1 protein-coding gene is annotated in these 790 nt (G+C 34.1%); it reads right to left on the bottom strand.

The genetic code is table 11. The features are described from left to right. Positions 1-59 precede the first annotated feature (59 nt). Entirely contained in the window at positions 60-734 is a 675-nt protein-coding gene (locus tag ACSBRB_RS10600; RefSeq protein WP_001105987.1) for an IS6-like element IS257 family transposase, read from the bottom strand. Between the last annotated feature and the right edge of the window lie 56 nt (positions 735-790).

Raw genomic sequence — 790 nt, forward strand, 5'->3', positions numbered from 1 at the left:
GGTTCTGTTGCAAAGTAAAAAAATATAGCTAACCACTAATTTATCATGTCAGTGTTCGCTTAACTTGCTAGCATGATGCTAATTTCGTGGCATGGCGAAAATCCGTAGATCTGAAGAGACCTGCGGTTCTTTTTATATAGAGCGTAAATACATTCAATACCTTTTAAAGTATTCTTTGCTGTATTGATACTTTGATACCTTGTCTTTCTTACTTTAATATGACGGTGATCTTGCTCAATGAGGTTATTCAGATATTTCGATGTGCAATGACAGTCAGGTTTAAGTTTAAAAGCTTTAATTACTTTAGCCATTGCTACCTTCGTTGAAGGTGCCTGATCTGTAATTACCTTTTGAGGTTTACCAAATTGTTTAATGAGACGTTTGATAAACGCATATGCTGAATGATTATCTCGTTGCTTACGCAACCAAATATCTAATGTATGTCCCTCTGCATCAATGGCACGATATAAATAACTCCATTTTCCTTTTATTTTGATGTACGTCTCATCAATACGCCATTTGTAATAAGCTTTTTTATGCTTTTTCTTCCAAATTTGATATAAAATTGGGGCATATTCTTGAACCCAACGGTAGACCGTTGAATGATGAACGTTTACACCACGTTCCCTTAATATTTCGGATATATCACGATAACTCAATGCATATCTTAGATAGTAGCCAACGGCTACAGTGATAACATCCTTGTTAAATTGTTTATATCTGAAATAGTTCATACAGAAGACTCCTTTTTGTTAAAATTATACTATAAATTCAACTTTGCAACAGAACC

The organism is Staphylococcus auricularis (genome assembly GCF_051172115.1).
Taxonomy (GTDB): domain Bacteria; phylum Bacillota; class Bacilli; order Staphylococcales; family Staphylococcaceae; genus Staphylococcus; species Staphylococcus auricularis_A.

Bases quoted from the DNA above. Each gene is read 5' to 3' on its own strand.
- ACSBRB_RS10600 (WP_001105987.1), bottom strand. From the start codon at position 734: ATGAACTATTTCAGATATAAACAATTTAACAAGGATGTTATCACTGTA.